Genomic DNA, 16,186 nt, shown 5'->3' with positions numbered 1-16,186 from the left:
ATATCTCGACAACTGTTAGCTTGTCTGGTAGCGGGTTGTGTGGTTGGGGGAGGGGGGATTGCATCAGGGCTGCCAGGTGGCCGGCTTGAGATATTCTGCGCCTGTGAGATCGAGCGCCGCCCGCGCGGCGCTTCGCGGGTAAACCCGCTCCTACGTTTGTTTCGGGCCAGTCCATCCTGTGCCTGGCGCGCGCGACCGCCTTGTTGGTACGACGCGATATCGAGATAGGCACCAAGGCGTTCGCGCGCGAATCCCACAGGCATAATTGGCCCGAAACAAACGTAGGAGCGGGTTTACCCGCGAAGCGCCGCGCGGGCGGCGCTCGATCTCACAGGCGCAGAATGTCTCGAGGCGGACACCCGGCGCCGCTCGATCTCGTCTCAAGCCGGACACCTCTGAAAACTGACCCCGAAGTCCGGTTCCGCCGCCCGGCAGGCGTGGCTTAGAGCAGGTGCCGAAAGCCATCGAATTAGGCTAGAATGCACGGCCTCTAAGCACACCCCTTCCTGAGGCTGTCCCGACGATGTTGATCCTGCGCGGCGCTCCTGCCCTTTCTGCCTTTCGCCACGGTAAATTACTCGAGCAACTGAGCCAGAAAGTCCCCGCTGTTACTGGTTTGTATGCCGAATTTGCCCACTTCGCCGATGTCGACGGCGAGCTGACCGCCGACCAGCAGCAGGTGCTGGGCCGTCTGCTCAAGTACGGCCCGAGCGTGCCGGTACAGGAGCCGACGGGTCGTCTGTTCCTGGTGGTACCGCGCCTGGGCACCATTTCGCCATGGGCCAGCAAGGCCAGCGACATCGCCCACAACTGCGGCCTGCAGTCGATCCAGCGCCTGGAGCGCGGCATCGCCTACTACGTGGCCGGCACCCTGAGCGACGCTGATGCCGAACTGATCGCCGCCGAACTGCACGACCGCATGACCCAGCGTGTGCTCGGCCAGCTGGAGCAGGCTGCAGACCTGTTCAGCCACGCCCAGCCCAAGCCGATGACCTCGGTCGACATCCTGGCCGGCGGCCGTGACGCCCTGGCCAAGGCCAACATCGACCTGGGCCTGGCCCTGGCCGAAGACGAGATCGACTACCTGGTCAATGCCTTCCAGGGCCTCAAGCGCAACCCGAACGACATCGAACTGATGATGTTCGCCCAGGCCAACTCCGAGCACTGCCGCCACAAGATCTTCAACGCCAGTTGGGATATCGACGGTCAGGCCCAGGAAAAAAGCCTGTTCGGCATGATCAAGAACACCTACCAGATGCACAACGAAGGTGTGCTGTCGGCGTACAAGGACAACGCCTCGGTGATCGTCGGCAACGTTGCCGGCCGCTTCTTCCCGAACCCTGAAACCCGCCAGTACGGCGCGGTGCAGGAGCCGGTGCACATCCTGATGAAGGTGGAAACGCACAACCACCCGACCGCCATCGCCCCGTTCTCCGGCGCCTCCACCGGCTCCGGTGGCGAAATCCGCGACGAAGGTGCTACCGGCCGGGGCGCCAAGCCCAAGGCCGGCCTGACCGGCTTCACCGTGTCCAACCTGCGCATTCCGGGCTTCGAACAGCCTTGGGAACAGGCCTATGGCAAGCCCGAGCGTATCGTCGACGCCCTCGACATCATGATCGAAGGCCCTCTTGGCGGCGCTGCGTTCAACAACGAATTCGGCCGCCCGGCCCTGACCGGTTACTTCCGTACCTTCGAGCAAGCCATCAACACCCCGCACGGTGAAGAAGTGCGCGGCTACCACAAGCCGATCATGCTTGCCGGCGGTATGGGCAACATCCGTGAAGACCACGTGCAGAAGGGCGAGATCACTGTCGGCGCCAAGCTGATCGTGCTCGGCGGCCCGGCCATGCTGATCGGCCTGGGCGGCGGCGCTGCTTCGTCGGTGGCTACCGGTGCCAGCTCGGCTGACCTGGACTTCGCTTCGGTACAGCGCGAAAACCCGGAAATGGAGCGCCGTTGCCAGGAGGTCATCGACCGTTGCTGGCAGCTGGGCGACGAAAACCCGATCGCCTTCATCCACGACGTGGGCGCTGGCGGTATTTCCAACGCCTTCCCTGAGCTGGTCAACGACGGTGGCCGCGGTGGTCGCTTCGAGCTGCGCAACGTGCCCAACGACGAGCCGGGCATGGCCCCGCACGAAATCTGGAGCAACGAATCGCAAGAGCGTTACGTGCTGGCCGTCAGCGCGGTCGACTTCGAGCGCTTCAAGGCCATCTGCGAGCGCGAACGTTGCCCGTTTGCCGTGGTGGGTGAAGCGACTGAAGAACAGCACCTGACCGTCAGCGACAGCCACTTCGGCAACACCCCGGTGGACATGCCGCTGGACGTGCTGCTGGGCAAGCCGCCGCGCATGCACCGTTCGGTTACCCGCGAAGCCGAGCTGGGCGATGACTTCGACCCGAGCGAGCTGGACCTGGACAGCGCCGTCCAGCGCGTGCTGAACCACCCGGCCGTGGCCAGCAAGAGCTTCCTGATCACCATTGGCGACCGTACCATCACCGGCCTGGTTGCCCGCGACCAGATGGTCGGCCCGTGGCAGGTTCCGGTGGCTGACTGCGCCGTCACCGCCACCAGCTTCGACGTCTACACCGGTGAAGCCATGGCCATGGGCGAGCGTACGCCGCTGGCGCTGCTGGATGCCCCGGCGTCCGGCCGCATGGCCATCGGCGAAACCCTGACCAACCTGGCGGCTTCGCGCATCGAAAAGCTGTCCGACATCAAACTGTCGGCCAACTGGATGTCCGCTGCTGGTCACCCAGGTGAAGACGCACGCCTGTACGACACCGTGAAGGCTGTCGGCATGGAGCTGTGCCCGGAGCTGGGCATCACCATTCCGGTCGGCAAAGACTCGATGTCGATGAAGACCAAGTGGAGCGACGAGGGCGTCGAGAAGAGCGTCACCTCGCCGATGTCGCTGATCATCACCGGCTTCGCCCCGGTCACCGACATCCGCAAGACCCTGACCCCGCAACTGCGCATGGACAAGGGCGAAACCGACCTGATCCTGATCGACCTGGGCCGCGGCAAGAACCGCATGGGCGCCTCGATCCTGGCCCAGACCTACGGCAAGATCGCTGCGCAGGCACCGGACGTCGACGACGCCGAAGACCTCAAGGCCTTCTTCGCCGTGATCCAGGGCCTGAACGCCGACGGCCACCTGCTGGCCTACCACGACCGTTCCGACGGCGGCCTGGTCACTACCGTGCTGGAAATGGCCTTCGCCGGCCACTGCGGCCTCGACCTGCAACTCGACCCGCTGACCGACAGCAAGGGCGAAGTGCCGGCCATCCTCTTCAACGAAGAGCTGGGTGCGGTGATCCAGGTTCGCCAGGATGCTACCCCGGACGTGCTGGCACAGTTCAGCGCTGCAGGCCTGGGTGAAGAATGCGTCGCGGTGATCGGCAAGCCGGTCAACAACGCTGAAGTGACCATCAGCCTGAACGGCGAAGTGCTGTTCGACGATGACCGTCGCATGCTGCAGCGCCAGTGGGCTGAAACCAGCTACCAGATCCAGCGCCTGCGCGACAACGCCGACTGCGCTGACCAGGAATTCGACCTGCTGCTCGAGGAAGACAACCCGGGCCTGTCGGTGAAGCTGGGCTTCGACGTCAACGACGACATCGCCGCGCCTTACATCAAGAAGGGCGTGCGCCCGCAAGTGGCCATCCTGCGCGAGCAGGGCGTCAACGGCCAGGTCGAGATGGCTGCTGCCTTCGACCGCGCCGGCTTCGCCGCCATCGACGTGCACATGAGCGATATTCTCGCTGGCCGTGTCGACTTCGAAGCCTTCAAGGGCCTGGTCGCCTGTGGCGGCTTCTCGTACGGTGACGTGCTGGGTGCTGGCGAAGGCTGGGCCAAGTCGGCGCTGTTCAACGCCCGTGCCCGTGACGCCTTCCAGGCCTTCTTCGAGCGTACCGACAGCTTCGCCCTGGGCGTGTGCAACGGTTGCCAGATGATGTCCAACCTGCACGAGCTGATCCCGGGCACCGAGTACTGGCCGCACTTCGTGCGCAACCGCTCGGAGCAGTTCGAGGCCCGCGTGGCCATGGTCGAAGTGCAGAAGTCCAACTCGATCTTCCTGCAGGGCATGGCCGGTTCGCGCATGCCGATCGCCATCGCCCACGGCGAAGGCCATGCCGAGTTCGCCAGCGAAGAAGCATTGCTGGAAGCCGATGTGTCCGGTTGCGTGGCCCTGCGCTACGTCGACAACCATGGCAAGGTCACCGAAGCCTACCCGGCCAACCCGAACGGCTCGCCGCGTGGTATTACTGGCCTGACCAGCCGCGACGGCCGCGTGACCATCATGATGCCGCACCCGGAGCGTGTGTTCCGCGCTGTGCAGAACTCCTGGCGCCCGGACGAGTGGCAGGAAGATGCCGCGCTGATGCGTATGTTCCGCAACGCACGGGTGTGGGTGAACTAAGGCGTGTACAAGCTCGCCTTCTTCGTCCCCGCCAGCCATGTCGAAGTGGTCAAGGCCGCTGTGTTCGCTGCTGGCGGCGGGCGCATCGGTGACTATGACCACTGCGCCTGGCAAACCCTTGGCCAGGGCCAGTTCCGCCCGTTGGACGGCAGCCAGCCGTTCCTCGGGCAAGCGGGCCAGGTCGAGGCGGTGGAAGAGTGGAAGGTGGAGCTGGTGGTGGCTGACGAGCTGATTGTGCAGGTCGTCGCTGCGCTCAAGCAGAGCCACCCGTACGAGACGCCAGCCTATGAAGTCTGGCGGCTCGCCGAGTTCTAGAACGCATCACGGCTATTCGCGGGCACGCCCGCTCCCACAGGGATATCACAATCTTCAGAACCGTGATATCCCTGTGGGAGCGGGCGTGCCCGCGAAAGGGCCCTACAATCCAGCCACAATCTCCTTGTCTGGCTCCGGCCGCTTCAACATTCCACAAGCCAGCAACCCCACCTCGAACAGCACCCACATCGGTACTGCCAGCATCGTCTGCGAAAACACATCCGGCGGTGTCAGGATCATCCCCACCACAAAGCACCCGACGACCACGTAGGGCCTGCTGCGCCGCAATGTGGCCACATCGGCCAACCCTGCCCAGACCACGATGAACGTCGCCACCGGGATCTCGAACGCCAGCCCGAACGCCAGAAACAGCGCCAGGATAAAGTCCAGGTACTGGCTGATATCGGTCATCATCGCCACGCCGTCCGGCGTCACGCTGGCAAAGAAACCGAACATCATCGGGAAAACCAGAAAGAACGCGAACGCCATGCCGGCATAGAACAGCACGATGCTCGATACCAGCAGCGGCAGGGCAATGCGCCGTTCACGGCGGTAAAGCCCCGGCGCCAGAAAACCCCAGGCCTGATGCAGCAGCAGCGGCATGGCCAGGAACAGTGCGCACATCGCGGTCAGCTTGAACGGTGTCAGAAAGGGTGAGGTGACACTGGTGGCGATCATGCTCGCGCCTTCCGGCAAAAAGCGCCGTAGCGGCTCGGATATGAGCGTGTACAGCGTCTGGGCGAAGGGGAACAGGCCGGCAAACACCAATGCCACCAGCGCCAGGCAACGCACCAGGCGTTTGCGCAGGTCGCGCAGGTGTTCGGTCAGGGGCATGCTCGCGGCAGGGTCCATGGCAATACTCATGAAGCATTTTCCTTGGGCAGCACGGTCGTGGCCGCATCATTGGCCGGTTCCGCGTTCAGGCTGATGCCCTGGCGGATCTCCTGTTCCAGGCGTTGCAGAGGTGCCTGGTCGAGGTTGGGCATCTCGATTTCGCGCTCCACCTGCGTGCGCAAGGCGTGCATGGCCCGGCGCGCCTGGCCCAGGCCGCGGCCGAGGGTACGGGCTGCCACCGGCAGGCGCTCGGGGCCCAGCACCAATAGCGCGACGACGCCGATCAGCAGCAACTCGCTGAAGCCTACCTCGAACATCAGGCCTGGCGGTCCGCTTGAGATTGCTGGGCAACTTGGCCGTTCAGCGGGCACTGTTGCTGCACGTGCGCCTGGTCAGCGGCGCTGGCGTCATTGTCACCACCCATGGACTTGCGAAAACCCTGGATCGCCTCGCCCACATCGCTACCCAGGCCCTTCAGGCGCTTGGTACCAAACAGCAAGAACACGATCAGCAGTACGATCACCAGTTGCCAGATTCCAATGCCACCCATAGCGACCACTCCTGTAAGGTCATGAAAAGGAAGGGCAATCCTGCCTTGCCTAGATGACGAGCACATGACGAACGGGCACTGCCATCTAGCTGAAACACCCCGCGTGTTGACTGGCGTTTTTATTCCGCGAGCGAGGCACACACCGATGGGTGGAAGGCAACAGCAGGGTGCGGCCCTGTTGATGGTGATGGTGGTGCTGGCAATGCTGGCGGCGGGCATGGCCTGGCTGGTGGAAGATGGCCGGCGTCAGGTCGACGAAGTGCGCCTGCTGCACCAGCGAGTGCAGGTGCGGGCCATGGAGCAGGCCGGCCTGGCCTATGCCGGGCAGGCCCTGCGTGACCCCGCCTGGCGGCTCAGTCCGCTGTTCTGGCAAGCCTTGCGCGGGCAGCCGCTGAACTACGACTTTGGCGCTGGCCAGGCGCAGTTGCGGGTACGCGACCAGCACACCTGCTTCAACGTCAATGCATTGCTGGGTGCCGATGGCGAACGCGCCGAGCGCCAGTTGCGTTACTTGCTGGGCAATGACATGGCGGCCGAACGCCTGGTCGACGCCCTGGCCGACTGGCTCGATGCCGACAGTGATGCCCGCCTGCAGGGCGCCGAGAGCGCCCAGTACCTGCGTCAGCAACCGCCCCGGCTGGTGGCCGACCAGCCGATGCTCGACACCAGCGAGCTGAACCTGTTGCTGGAGCCGGACGCCAGCCGCCAGGCGCGTTACCCAATGCTGTGCGCCTTGCCCCAGACCACGGGTTGGCGGCTCAACGCCAATGCGCTGGGGTTGGAGCATCTGCCCCTGCTGGAGGCGCTGTATGAAGGGCGTTACTCGCGTTCGTTGCTCAGCCGCATTGTCAGCGGCAGGCCGGCGTCGGGGTATATGGACGCGGCTGCACTGCGTCAGGCGCTGGGGGCGGTGGATGACGAAACGTTCGAACGGTTGAGCGAAGGGCTGCTGCTCAACAGCGGGCATTTTCTGTTGCAGCTGTCGTTCGAGGAAGAGGGGCGGGTGATGCGCAGCGAGTTCCAGGTGGAGGCGCTGGGGGTGGTGCAATGGCATGCCCGGGTGCCGGCACAGCAGGTGCGGGTGCGTAGTAGAGAGCCTATAGCCTGGTAGGTTAGCGCAGATCAGGCAGTGCCGATCTCACCACCATCGCTCCGCGGTAGAGGCCCGCGGCCGCCCTTCTCCTCGACTCGTCGTGCGGCTGATGGTGGTGCGATACATGCTTGGAAAGCGCTGCACAAGCTCACACCGTCTTCCAAACTTTTCCACTATTCCGAGTCATAACGATAACGACTATAAGGATAATGGGGCATTTGATCAGTTCCGGTTCGTAATTGTAATGCCATATCTCTGTACATGTTGCGCTCGAGATAGGCGTAAGTTAATGTACCGGCGGCAAAACCGACAGGTATACTTGCTGCGCCAACGGCGCTGTGACTCGCAAGATATATTCCATAACCGAGCCCACCTGATACGGCACCATTTTCGTAACGGGTCATCATAGTTCCCCAGAACTCGGCTAGATCATTTGAACTCCTGAAAATTTCCCTTGCCCCATGCGCAATGGTCTCGATTCCATTGATCTCTAGGGTAACGTGGGGCGCGTTGGGTGGCGGGGTTTGTCCTGCCCTATACAAATTGATTCTCGGATCAAGATGTTGAACGGTGCTGTTGCCGTTACTGGTACTTAAAAGTGGTCTGACTACAGAAATGCGTGGAAGCTGACCGATCACCCAGTTCACTGCTCGACTCACTCCTCGCTGCACGCTTCGGCTGAACCACTGCCAAAACTGTCCAGTCGGGTCATTACGATTGATGGGGTCGTTCTGACAATAGCTATATCCGTTGGTCCCACCTTTACGAAATGGAGACTGAGTGTCAGGTTGGATAAATCGCCTCAACGTGGGGCTGTAGAATCGGTGCCCATTGCCAAGTGGGTAACAGTGCAGCATCTGATCAAGTCGTTGCCCGCTATACGCGACAAGTTGTGAAGCGGGCAGCGTGTGGAGAAAACCATAGGGTGTATAGTTCTGTGGCAAGCCTTCAGGAACGATGCGCAAAGCAGTATTTGCATGATCAGACTGTAGGATCAGGCCTGCCTGTGTGGGGGCGTCTAACTCTGCTAAAGCGATACCATTGCCCCGTAACAATTGACGTGGGCTGTCACCGACTTCACAAGCCAAATGGTCGACTTGGAAGAAGAAATTTTTCCTGTTTGACAGCCACTTGGTTGAGCGCATATGCGTGATCCGTGGAGTGGTAGGTGGCCTAATGATTTTCTACGCGCATGTTGATGTCTACTGGCAGATTTATCAGGTCGCTTGGATACGCCACTGTGTGTGCGGCTTCCCAGCGAAGTGGAAAGAGAAAGTTTGCTGATTGCGGTGCAGCCCATCGCAACATAAGGCCGCTCCACGAAATACGCGATCCCTGGTAGGCGCGGGCTCACCCGCGAAGAGGCCTGCACAGCCAGCACAAGGCTGGCTGTGTTACCGCAGGTCAGGCGGTGCCGATCTCACCGCCATCGATCCGCTGAATCACCACCGTCGAAGCCCGCGGCCGTACGGTAGCCCCAGCCGGCGTCGCATCGGTCGCCTTGTCGGTATACGGCCAGTTGTCCGGGTGTTGAATGTTGACGAACAGCGTCTTGTTGTCCGGGGTAAAGGTAATCCCGGTCACCTCGCAACCATTTGGCCCGACAAAGAAGCGCCGCAGGTCCACCTGGTTCTGTGCGTTCACCGGCACCTGCTTGCCGCTGGCATCCACCAGGTCGGTAGGGATCACCGCCAGTAACTGGTCGTTGGTGTAGTCGGTCAACGTGGTTTCGCCGTTGTCGGTCTCGAACCACAGCACGCCGCGGCTATCGAAGCTCATGCCGTCGGGGCTGGCGAACTGGTTCAGTTCGGTCAGGCCGGAGCGGTTGATGTCGGCGGTGCCGGCAGCGTTGGCGCCGAACACGAAGATGTCCCAGGTAAAGCTCAGCTGGTCGTCGCTGTCGTGCCAGCGAATGATGTGGCCGTGGCGGTTCGGGCCGCGTGGGTTCGCTGCATCGACCTTGTCCGGGGTGCGTGCACTGTTGTTGGTCAGGGTCAGGTATACGTCGCCGTTCAGCGGGTTGACCGTGGTCCACTCCGGGCGGTCCATCGGCGTTGCGCCCACGGCATCGCCGGCACCACGGGTGTTGAGGATGATGCCCGGGAGGTCACCATACAGCGCACCCAGGGTGCTGCCGCCGGTAGTGGCGGTGGCCACGTCCAGCAATAGCCATACGCCGGTGCCGTCGGCATTGAAGCGGGCCACGTAGAGCTTGCCTTGGTCGAGGTACTTGGCGCCGGTGGCCAGGCGGTCGGCCGGGGTGGCGTCGGCGGGGTCCCACACGGCGGTGGACACCCACTTGTACAGGTACTCGTTGTTCGAGTCGTCACCCATGTACCACACCAGCGGCTTGCCGGCGACGGGCAGGCCGGGGGCGCAGCCCTCGTGGCGGAAGCGGCCCAGCGCGGTGCGTTTGGTGGCCAGGGTGCTGCTGTTGTACGGGTCGATCTCGACAATGTAGCCATAGGTGCTGGCTTCGTTGCGATAGTCGTCGGTGGCGCTGGCGCCTTTGACGGTAACGTCGAAGCGGGCGAATTCGTCGTCCACTTCGCTGGCGTCACCGGCAGCGCTTTCCCACTTGTACTGGCCGCTGGAGGTGCCCACGCCAATGCGGCGCTGGTCCTCGGGGCGGGTGCCCTTGTTGACGAAAATGCCCGGCCAGTTCTCTTCGCAGGTCAGGTAGGTGCCCCACGGGGTATAGCCGTTGCCGCAGTTGTTGTTGGTGCCACGGCAGTGGGTGCCAGCAGTGGAGTATTTGGTCTTGACGTGGTCGGTGCCACGCAGCGGGCCGGTGATCTCCATGCGTGAAGCAGTGGTGAAGCGACGGTTCAGTGGGTCGTTGTCGACCACCTGCCAACGGCCGTTGATTTTCTGCAGGCGTACGACGCCCGCACCGTGTGCGTTGATTTCCTTGCGCACTTCTTCAACCGGGCGCTTGCCGTTGACATCGGTAGTGGGGCCGGCCGGGTGCAGGGCGGCAGTGTCGATGTACTCGAAATTGATCGCCAGCAGGCCGTCTTCCGAGCTGCCGTTGATGGGGAAGAAGTGCATGCCATCGTGGTGCATGCCCATGGCGTTGGCCTGGTCGGTCGAGGTGTTGCTGCCGTCGGACTTCCACGGGTTGCCGTTGCTGTTCAGTGGCGTACCCCAGGGCGCCAGCACGTAGGCGCTGTAGCCGGCGGCGACCACACAGGCGTCGGTGCGCGAGCCTGGGATGGACTGGAAGCCCAGTGCCAGTTTCGGCACTTCCGGCTCGGTGACTGGCGGTTCGGTCACCGGTGGCTCGGTGACCGGATCATCGTGATCGGAACCACCACCGTCGAAGCAGCCTGTCAGGCCGGTACCGGCAATCATGGCGATGGCGGCGCCCAGGCTGCCGCGCATCACGCTGCGGCGGCTCAGGTAGGCGTCCATGACGTTGGCCATCGGCAGGTTGCCGCTTTGGTTCCGGTCCAGGTTGTCGCCGGTATCTCGACTCATCAGGTTGTCCTTATGTTGGCTGAGTTGGAAGAAACCGCGACTGTAAGGCGCAAGTGTGATGATTCCTTGGCAGAAATGTTAACGAGCTTTTAAAACTTCCGGTTCTTGGATTGCTCTTCTAAAGATCGAATTGGAATTGCTGTCGGATTTCTGCCATCAAACTGTAATGCCAACGCCGCAACATCCGGGGCCCTGAATGGACGTGGTTAAGGATGGCGGATGATGGCGAGCAGTGTGCACAGGCGCGAAGTGATCGGCTGGATGGGTATCGGTGCCTTGGCACCGCTGCTCGGCGCCTGCACAGCCTTCCCAGGGCAGCAGGGCGGCAATGCCCAGCTCGACTTGCTGTACGTGGCCGATACCCTCGATGCCCGCCAACCTGGCCAGGCGGTGGTACCGGCTACCCGGTTGGGGCCGGTCAGCCACTTGGGCCGTGCGCCCTGGATGACCGGCCGCAGCGCCAGTATCGCCTACCCGCAACTGGCGCCGCTGCTCGATGCCCGCCAGGCAACGACAGCCCAGCTGGGCGGTTATGCGGTACTCGCGGCGTTGCTGGAACAACTGCGTGGCGAAGCCGGTGCGGGCAACAGCCTGACCCTGGAAAACGGCCAGGGCTGGAATGGCAGTGGCCTGGCCTACCTGACCCAAGGCGAAAGTGGCGTGCAAGGCAGCCAGCTGCTGGGCATCGAAGCGCGGGTCAGCAGCGACGAGCGTGTGCTGTGGCCACAACGCAGCACGGGCCTGTATCGCCAGGCCAGCGCCATTACCCTCGGCGCCGGGCTGGCTGATGCACAACGCCAGGCACTGGGTGTGCAAGCCCTGCACGTTTTCGAGCGCGGCGGTGCCCGTATTGCAGTGGTCGGCGTGACCGACCCGTACGCCCAGGATCAGAAAGCCTCACTCAAACAGTGGTACCAGTCTCTGCTGCCGGTATTCGAACAAGCCCGGCACGAGGCTGACCTGGTGGTGGCCATGGCCGATGCAGGCACGGGCCCCGGCCTGTGGCTGGCTGAACGGGTGCCGCAAATCGACGTGCTGTTGTGCGCCCGTGGTCAGGACCTGTGGCCCGCACCGGTCGAGGTCACCCAGGCCAGCGGTCGGCGCGTGCCGGTGCTGTTTGCCGGCTGCCGGGGCAGCGGTGCCTTCCGCCTGCGCTGCCAGCGTGTGGCCGGCCAGTGGCAGTTCGACGGGCGTTTTTTCCCGGCCTTTGAACAGCAACTGGCGCCTGCCGCGCAGCTGCGTGTCGCGCAATTGCAGGCGCAACTGCGCCAGCAACGGGCCGGCCACGCGGCCTGGCTTGACCAGCCGCTGGCCCGCGCGCCTCAGGCCTTTTGGCGCCGCGATACCCGTGGCGGCAGCTGGGACTGCCTGCTGCATCAAGCCTTGGCCGACGATAGCAGCATGCCAGTGTTGCTGCCGGGCCTGCGTTATGACTACCCGCTGGCAGCGGGGGCGGCCATTACCCGCGAACATCTGATCAGCCTTACCGGTGGCTACCCCGCGCCAGTGGTCGAGGCACCGGCCAGGCAGGTCGAGCAAGTGCTGGAAAACGCCGCTGAGCAATTGTTCGGTGACCCGCTGCTGCTGGACAACAGCCAGGACCTGCCGCGCTGGCAGGGCCAGGCCTGGAGCGTCAGCTACAGCCCGCAAGGCAAGCGCATCACGGGGTTGGAGCCGGTGCAGGGCCTGTGCCGCACCTTTGGCTTGCAATTCGAAAGCCAGGCCGGCGAGCCACTGTGGCAGCGGGTCGAGGCCTGGCTCGCCCGCCAGCCTGAGGATTGGCAACTGGCGCCGCTGCAACTGCCCGAAGTGCGTTACGTGCAGGGGCACCCAGGCTGGCACCCAAGGCAATTGGCCTCGTGATGCTCACCTCGCGTCTGCTCACCGGCGCTGGCCTGACCCTGGCCGGCTGGCTGTCTGCGCAGTGTGTGCTGCAGTTGAGTCGGCAGCCACACCCGGCCATGGCGCCTGCGGTGGCCGACAGCCCGCTGCCCGGGCTGATGGTCGGTCACTGGCAGGCGCCGCCCGACGACGGCGCCATCACCATCACTCGTCTGCCGCTGCAATACCTCGGCGGCCTCAAGGCCCAGCCATTGGCCGCCAGTGTGGTGGTGCTGCGCTACGGCGAGCAAGTGCGCACCCTGGCCCGCGGTCAGCGCCTGGCGCCAGGGATCGTGCTGCAGGACATCGACAGCGATGGCCTGATTTTCAACAACCAGGGGCGGCGTGAGCGCCTGCCCTGGCCGCCACGCCCCGCCGTGACCGGCTTCAAGCGGCAAGGATGAACGATGCCTGTTAGATACTGCATGGCGGCTGCGCTGAGCCTGGCCTTGTCCATGGCCTATGCCCAAGAGCCGGTGTTCGATGACAACGGTACGCCGATGTACGAAGTGAATTTCGTCGATACCGAACTCGGCGAGTTCATCGACAGCGTGTCGCGCATCACCGGCACCACCTTCATCGTCGACCCCCGGGTCAAGGGCAAGGTCACCGTGCGCACCGTCGACCTGCACGACGCCGACGCCATCTACGACATCTTCCTGGCCCAACTGCGCGCCCAGGGCTATGCCACCGTCGACCTGCCCAACGGCAGCGTGAAAATCGTGCCCGACCAGGCCGCGCGCCTGGAGCCGGTGCCAGTGGAGGCGGGCGGGCAGCAGGGCGAGGGCAGCGACAGCGTGGCCACCCGCGTATTCAGCGTGCGCAACGCCGCCAGCGAACAGGTACTGGGCATCCTCAAACCGCTGATCGACCCACGGGTTGGGGTTATTACACCGTACCCGGCGGCGCACCAGTTGGTGGTGACTGACTGGCGCAGCAACCTCGAACGCATCGCCAGCCTGCTGCGCCAGCTCGACCGCCCTCAAGAGGCACCGGGCAGCGGCAGCACCCAGGTGATCTACTTGCGCCATGCCAATGCCGGTGAAGTGGTCAAGGTGCTGCGAGGGCTCAGCCAGGAAGGGGCGGTGCCGGCTGAAGGCGCGGGTGAGGCAGAGGGCAAGGACCGGCCGGTGGTGCCAGCCGCCGGTGGCTCGGGCATCCGCCTGGAATACGAAGAAGGTACCAATGCCGTGGTCATGGTCGGCCCCGACAGCGAGCTGGCGGCGTACCGGGCCATTGTCGAGCAACTGGACATTCGCCGTGCCCAGGTGGTGGTCGAAGCGATCATCGCCGAGGTGTCCGACAGCAGCGCCCAGGAGCTGGGCGTGCAGTGGCTGTTCGCCGACGAGAAGTTCGGCGCCGGTATCGTCAACTTCGGCAGTAACGGGGTGAATATCGCCAGCATCGCCGGCGCCGCCGCCAGTGGCGACAACGAAGCCCTGGGCGATCTGTTGTCCACCACCACCGGTGCCACGGCGGGCATCGGCCATTTCGGCGGTGGCTTCAACTTTGCCATGCTGGTCAACGCGCTGAAGGGCAAGAGCGGCTTCAACCTGCTGTCCACGCCCACCTTGCTGACCCTGGACAATGCCGAGGCATCGATCCTGGTCGGCCAGGAAGTGCCCTTCGTTACCGGCTCCGTGACGCAGAACAACGCCAACCCGTACCAGACCATCGAGCGCAAGGAAGTCGGGGTGAAGCTGCGCATCAAGCCGCAGATCAATATCGACAACAGCGTGCGCCTGGACATCGTTCAGGAGGTGTCGTCGATTGCCGACACCAGCTCGGCCAGCGACGTGATCACCAACAAGCGCGAGATCAAGACCAAGGTCATGGTCGAGGACAACGGCCTGGTGATACTTGGCGGGCTGATCAGTGACGAGTTGAGTACCAGCGACCAGCGTGTGCCACTGCTCGGCGACATTCCTTATCTTGGCCGGTTGTTCCGCTCCGATGCCACCCGCAATACCAAGCAGAACCTGATGGTGTTCATCCGCCCGCGTATCCTGCGCGACGGGCCGAGCCTGGCGGGCCTCAGTGAAGACAAGTACCGCACCCTGCAGCAGACCACACCGCTGCAGTTGCCGGACCTTGCAGAGGGCACGCGGCTGTTGCAGGTATTCCCTGCCAGCCGCGCACGCCTGGAAGGCGGTGACTGGTGATGCTGCCCTATCGCCAGGCACGGCAGAGCGGAGTGGCCATGGCCCCGGCAGAGCAGGGCTGGCAGCTATGGCTGCGGCCCGACGCCGACAATGCCCAGTTGCAGGAGTTGCTGCGTGTGCATGGCCAGCCAAGCCTGCTCGAATACCTGGAACCTGCGCTGTTCGACGAGCGCCTTGGCCAGCTGTACCAGGCTGGCGATGCCGCCACCGAAGCGCTGATCGAAGGCATCGGCGACCAGGTCGACCTGGATAGCCTGATGAGCGAGATGCCGCGCATCGAAGACCTGCTTGAAAGCGACGACGAAGCCCCGGTGATCCGCCTGATCAACGGCCTGTTCGGCCAGGCGCTGCGGCTGCGCGCCTCGGATATCCATATCGAGACCTTCGAGCAGAGTCTGGTGGTGCGTCTGCGGGTCGATGGCCACCTGCGTGAGGTGCTGCGTCCTCCACGTGCGTTGTCGGCCATGCTGGTATCACGGATCAAGGTCATGGCCCGCCTGGACATCGCTGAAAAGCGTCAGCCCCAGGACGGCCGCATCACCTTGCGCGCGGCGGGGCGCGAAGTGGACGTACGAGTCTCGACCTTGCCCGGCATCCACGGCGAGCGGGTGGTGATGCGCGTGCTCGACAAGCAGGCCAGCCTGCTGGCGCTGGATAACCTGGGCATGCCGGCAGCGGTATTGCAGGGCCTGCGCAGTTGCCTGGCGCGGCCCAACGGCATTGTGCTGTCCACCGGGCCGACCGGTTCGGGCAAGACCACGACCTTGTACGCCAGCCTGAACAGCCTCAACGATGGCAGCCGCAACATCCTCACCGTCGAGGACCCGGTGGAGTACGCCATCGCCGGCATTGGCCAAACCGCCATCAACCCGCGTGCCGGGCTGACGTTTGCCAGTGGCCTGCGCGCCATCCTGCGTCAGGACCCTGACGTGATCATGCTCGGCGAAATCCGCGATCAGGAGACTGCACAGATCGCCGTGCAGGCCAGCCTCACCGGCCACCTGGTGCTGTCGACCTTGCACACCAACAGCGCGGTAGGCGCAGTGACCCGCCTGCGCGACATGGGCATCGAGCCCTTCCTGATCGCCTCGTGCCTGCGCGGCGTCCTGGCCCAGCGCCTGGTGCGGCGTTTGTGCAACTGTGCCGTGGCGCAACCGCTACAGGCTGCCGAGCGCGAGCTGTGGCCTGAGCTTGCGGCGTTGGGCAGCACTTATCACGCCGTGGGTTGCGAGCAGTGCCAGGGCAGCGGTTATATCGGGCGACTGGGGCTGTACGAATTCATCGAGCTGGACGCTGGGCTCATCGGCCTGTTGTACGACGGCGCCAGTGAGCTGGCCATGCAGGACTATCTGGCTGACCGGCGCCAAAGCCTGGTGGCGATGGCCAGCGATTGCCTGGCCCGCGGTGAGACCAGCCTGGCCGAAGTGCTGCGCGTGGTGCAGGGCTAA

12 protein-coding genes are annotated in these 16,186 nt (G+C 63.9%); 7 read left to right on the top strand and 5 right to left on the bottom strand.

The annotated features are described in order from the left end of the window. Positions 1-523: 523 nt before the first annotated feature. Together purL and C4Q27_RS05920 are read left to right on the top strand one after the other, a co-directional pair. Entirely contained in the window at positions 524-4,423 is a 3,900-nt protein-coding gene (gene purL / locus C4Q27_RS05925; RefSeq protein ID WP_010952214.1) for a phosphoribosylformylglycinamidine synthase, read from the top strand. Between the two features lie 3 nt (positions 4,424-4,426). Continuing rightward, positions 4,427-4,738, top strand: a complete 312-nt coding sequence (locus C4Q27_RS05920) for a YqfO family protein (RefSeq protein ID WP_010952215.1) — start codon at positions 4,427-4,429, stop codon at positions 4,736-4,738. Between the two features lie 102 nt (positions 4,739-4,840). Here the strand turns inward: C4Q27_RS05920 and tatC are convergent, their stop codons facing one another. Genes tatC through tatA form a run of 3 tightly spaced genes read right to left on the bottom strand, consistent with a single transcriptional unit; the run spans position 4,841 to position 6,122 of the window. Next, entirely contained in the window at positions 4,841-5,602 is a 762-nt protein-coding gene (gene tatC, locus C4Q27_RS05915; RefSeq protein ID WP_104886621.1) for a twin-arginine translocase subunit TatC, read from the bottom strand. Then, complete coding sequence (gene tatB, locus C4Q27_RS05910) at positions 5,599-5,889, bottom strand: Sec-independent protein translocase protein TatB (RefSeq protein WP_104886620.1); 291 nt, start codon at positions 5,887-5,889, stop codon at positions 5,599-5,601. The genes tatC and tatB overlap by 4 nt, the downstream gene beginning before the upstream one ends. Beyond that, positions 5,889-6,122: a twin-arginine translocase TatA/TatE family subunit gene (gene tatA, locus C4Q27_RS05905; RefSeq protein ID WP_003255011.1), complete on the bottom strand. Its 234-nt coding sequence runs from the start codon at positions 6,120-6,122 to the stop codon at positions 5,889-5,891. The genes tatB and tatA overlap by 1 nt, the downstream gene beginning before the upstream one ends. Positions 6,123-6,267: 145 nt before the next feature. Here tatA and gspK point away from each other — a divergent pair, with 145 nt between their 5' ends. Beyond that, on the top strand, positions 6,268-7,233 hold the full coding sequence (gene gspK / locus C4Q27_RS05900; RefSeq protein ID WP_104886619.1) for a type II secretion system minor pseudopilin GspK: 966 nt from the start codon (positions 6,268-6,270) through the stop codon (positions 7,231-7,233). A gap of 155 nt (positions 7,234-7,388) precedes the next feature. On the opposite strand, the gene C4Q27_RS05895 is transcribed toward gspK, so the two are convergent. Both C4Q27_RS05895 and C4Q27_RS05890 read right to left on the bottom strand, forming a co-directional pair. Further along, positions 7,389-8,360, bottom strand: coding sequence for an RHS repeat-associated core domain-containing protein (locus tag C4Q27_RS05895; RefSeq protein ID WP_104886618.1), 972 nt, complete (start codon positions 8,358-8,360; stop codon positions 7,389-7,391). 259 nt (positions 8,361-8,619) lie between these two features. Continuing rightward, a complete protein-coding gene (locus tag C4Q27_RS05890) occupies positions 8,620-10,695 on the bottom strand; it encodes a PhoX family phosphatase (RefSeq protein ID WP_064493205.1) in 2,076 nt (691 codons plus the stop codon). A 222-nt stretch (positions 10,696-10,917) separates the two neighbouring features. On the opposite strand from C4Q27_RS05890, the gene C4Q27_RS05885 reads away from it, so the two are divergent. Genes C4Q27_RS05885 through C4Q27_RS05870 form a run of 4 tightly spaced genes read left to right on the top strand, consistent with a single transcriptional unit; the run spans position 10,918 to position 16,186 of the window. Then, positions 10,918-12,558 (top strand): hypothetical protein, encoded by a 1,641-nt coding sequence (locus C4Q27_RS05885; protein ID WP_064493206.1) that lies wholly within the window; start codon positions 10,918-10,920, stop codon positions 12,556-12,558. Continuing rightward, positions 12,558-12,980 (top strand): hypothetical protein, encoded by a 423-nt coding sequence (locus C4Q27_RS05880; protein WP_064493207.1) that lies wholly within the window; start codon positions 12,558-12,560, stop codon positions 12,978-12,980. The genes C4Q27_RS05885 and C4Q27_RS05880 overlap by 1 nt, the downstream gene beginning before the upstream one ends. Before the next feature lie 21 nt (positions 12,981-13,001). Beyond that, positions 13,002-14,738 carry a type II secretion system secretin GspD gene (gene gspD / locus C4Q27_RS05875; RefSeq protein WP_064493208.1) on the top strand — a complete coding sequence of 579 codons (1,737 nt, stop codon included), beginning with the start codon at positions 13,002-13,004 and terminating at the stop codon, positions 14,736-14,738. Next, positions 14,738-16,186, top strand: coding sequence for a GspE/PulE family protein (locus tag C4Q27_RS05870; protein ID WP_064493209.1), 1,449 nt, complete (start codon positions 14,738-14,740; stop codon positions 16,184-16,186). Before gspD ends, C4Q27_RS05870 begins: the two co-directional genes overlap by 1 nt.

This window comes from Pseudomonas sp. SWI36 (genome assembly GCF_002948105.1).
Taxonomy (GTDB): Bacteria; Pseudomonadota; Gammaproteobacteria; order Pseudomonadales; family Pseudomonadaceae; genus Aquipseudomonas; species Aquipseudomonas alloputida.
The sequence above is the reverse complement of the archived record's forward strand: the minus strand, read 5'-3'. Positions and strand labels throughout refer to the sequence as shown.

What these genes read in the sequence shown, in the direction of transcription:
- purL (WP_010952214.1), top strand. Translation starts at nt 524, where the DNA reads ATGTTGATCCTGCGCGGCGCTCCTGCCCTTTCTGCCTTTCGCCACGGT.
- tatC (WP_104886621.1), bottom strand. Translation starts at nt 5,602, where the DNA reads ATGAGTATTGCCATGGACCCTGCCGCGAGCATGCCCCTGACCGAACAC.
- tatB (WP_104886620.1), bottom strand. Translation starts at nt 5,889, where the DNA reads ATGTTCGAGGTAGGCTTCAGCGAGTTGCTGCTGATCGGCGTCGTCGCG.
- tatA (WP_003255011.1), bottom strand. Translation starts at nt 6,122, where the DNA reads ATGGGTGGCATTGGAATCTGGCAACTGGTGATCGTACTGCTGATCGTG.
- gspK (WP_104886619.1), top strand. Translation starts at nt 6,268, where the DNA reads ATGGGTGGAAGGCAACAGCAGGGTGCGGCCCTGTTGATGGTGATGGTG.
- C4Q27_RS05895 (WP_104886618.1), bottom strand. Translation starts at nt 8,360, where the DNA reads ATGCGCTCAACCAAGTGGCTGTCAAACAGGAAAAATTTCTTCTTCCAA.
- C4Q27_RS05890 (WP_064493205.1), bottom strand. Translation starts at nt 10,695, where the DNA reads ATGAGTCGAGATACCGGCGACAACCTGGACCGGAACCAAAGCGGCAAC.
- C4Q27_RS05885 (WP_064493206.1), top strand. Translation starts at nt 10,918, where the DNA reads ATGGCGAGCAGTGTGCACAGGCGCGAAGTGATCGGCTGGATGGGTATC.
- C4Q27_RS05880 (WP_064493207.1), top strand. Translation starts at nt 12,558, where the DNA reads ATGCTCACCTCGCGTCTGCTCACCGGCGCTGGCCTGACCCTGGCCGGC.
- gspD (WP_064493208.1), top strand. Translation starts at nt 13,002, where the DNA reads ATGGCGGCTGCGCTGAGCCTGGCCTTGTCCATGGCCTATGCCCAAGAG.
- C4Q27_RS05870 (WP_064493209.1), top strand. Translation starts at nt 14,738, where the DNA reads ATGCTGCCCTATCGCCAGGCACGGCAGAGCGGAGTGGCCATGGCCCCG.